2 protein-coding genes are annotated in these 2,257 nt (G+C 56.0%); both read left to right on the forward strand.

Going from position 1 to position 2,257, the window contains the following annotated elements; all coding sequences use genetic code 11:
* Nucleotides 1-411: caspase family protein (locus G494_RS27175; RefSeq protein WP_035246832.1), on the forward strand; the 411-nt coding region annotated here is incomplete at its 5' end.
* 101 nt (nt 412-512) lie between these two features.
* Nucleotides 513-2,257: WD40 repeat domain-containing protein (locus G494_RS0114645; protein ID WP_028585119.1), on the forward strand; the 1,745-nt coding region annotated here is incomplete at its 3' end.

Raw genomic sequence — 2,257 nt, forward strand, 5'->3', positions numbered from 1 at the left:
TTTAAAGATATCATCAGCGGCCTGCCCTCCAAGGTGATCCTGCTGGCCGATACCTGCCACTCCGGGGCGATCATGGGTGGTGGCCGCCGTGGCGATCACTCGATTACCGCAGCCATCAAGGAGTTGTTGGCCGCAGGCTCCGGTCAGGTGATCATGACCGCGGCCACCGGTTCCTCCTTTTCCCTGGAACGTCCCGAATGGGGACACGGCGCCTTTACCAAGGCCCTGCTGGAGGGCTTTGGTGCTGCCAGCGGCCGCTTGAAGGCGGATTACGATCAGGACCGGGTGGTGACGGTCAAGGAGATCGATCTCTATGTGACCCGGCGGGTCAAGCAACTCACCGGCGGCCGACAGAAGCCCACCACCATCATCCCGGACTCGGTCCCTGATTTTGCGGTGACCGCCAGATGAGCAGCTATTATTTCAGGACCAACCAGCCTGTAAGGAGAGCAAAAAGAATGAAGTCCAATCGCCTGTTATGCCCTGTCGTGATCTGCTTTTGTATGGTGTGCATGCTTCTCTTCGCTCCTGTGCAGAGGAACGGTGTCCAGGCAGGGAACGAACCGATTCTGACCGTGGATACCGGCGGCCATAGGGGAAGAATTCAAGACCTGGTGGTCAGCTCGGATAACCGTTACCTGATCTCTGCCTCGGATGACAAGACCACCCGGGTCTGGGATCTTAAGACCCGAAGGGAGGTCGGCAAGATCCTGGGGCAGATCGGGCCGGGCTCAGAGGGAAAGATCTTTGCCGTCGCCCTTTCTCCGGATGATCGCTGGTTGGCTGTTGGCGGTTTTTTTTCCCCAGATAAAGGTATTCGGATCTATGATTTTAGCAGTGGTAAGCTCCATCATCTCCTGAAGAGTCATGAAAATCCGGTCAATGACCTGGCCTTCAGCCCTGATGGCAGGGTATTGGCATCGGGTTCAGCGGATAAGACCGTAAAACTTTGGGCAGTAGAGGATGACTTCCGGCTGGTGAGGACCCTGGAGGGGCATAAAAATTCCGTCTATGGAGTTGCCTTTCTCCCGGATAATCGGCCGCTCTCCGTCGGTTTTGATAAGCAGCTGATCCTCTGGAAAGACGGCAGGGTCGAGAAAAGCTATGACCACAGTCATAACTTGAAATCCATTGCCGTGAGCAAGGAATGGATTGCGGTGTCAGGCTATCAAGAAGATCAACAGATACTGATTCTTGACCATGACCTCCGTCTCCATAAGACCATCAGCAGTCCAACCAGACCTACTGGCCTCAGCTTTTCCCGAGACGGCAGCCTGCTTCTGGCCGGGACCTGCACCACTCCCAGGGTCGCTATTATCTATGAGGTTGGTGACGATTTTCGAGAGCAGAGCCGCTTCAGTAAACATGATAATACCGTTATGGCGACGGCCTTTCTGGCCGATAAGACTGCGGTTACCGGTGGGGGAGATAATAAGGATATCTACTTCTGGAAGAACGGTAAGGCGTTGGCTCACCTCGTCGGCAGCGGCAGGGCCGTCTGGGGGGTTGGGCTTGATCGTGGCGGCCTGCACTGGGGAACCACCTGGAAAGGTGATATCAAAAAACATATCAATCCATTGGAGCACCGTTTTGACCTGAGCAGCTTTGCTCTGGGCGACTCTGATACCTCGGTCAGAAGAATCGAGACGCGCTATCAGGATTGGTCTCTGAGCCATCGGAAAAAGGAAGGGGGGGGCTACAGTGATGTTGTCCTGGTGATCCGTAATCATGAGCAGGAAAAGGCGACTGTCACCCGCAGCTCAGCAGATGGTGTGTACCATAGAGTCTATGGCTTCACTGCCGACGGCAAGATCCTCTCTGGTGGTGCTCATGGCGCTCTCACTGCCTATAACCGGGAGGGTAAGGAGCTGGCTCGATTTATCGGTCATACGGATGATGTCTGGTCCCTGGCGGTTGAGGGAGATCGGCTGCTGTCAGGCTCTGATGATCAGACCCTCAAGCTCTGGGACCTGGGTGAACTCAGGCTGGGCAAGAAGAAGATCTATCCTTTGCTCAATTTTTTTGCAGGCAGTGATGGCGAATGGGTGGCCTGGTCCCGGTCCGGTTACTATGCGGCCAGCGCCCAGGGCGATAAGTATGTGGGCTTTCACGTCAATGGCGGCCCGGAGAAGGAGGCCCAGTTTTATCCGGCCTCCCGTTTTCAAGCCAGCCTCTACCGGCCCGATATCATCCAGGCCCTGATCCGCAGCGGCAGCGAGGAGGAGGCCATCCGGATTGCCGGCCGCTCACGGAGGAC

This window comes from Desulfogranum mediterraneum DSM 13871 (assembly GCF_000429965.1).
In the GTDB taxonomy this organism is placed as follows: Bacteria; Desulfobacterota; Desulfobulbia; order Desulfobulbales; family Desulfobulbaceae; genus Desulfogranum; species Desulfogranum mediterraneum.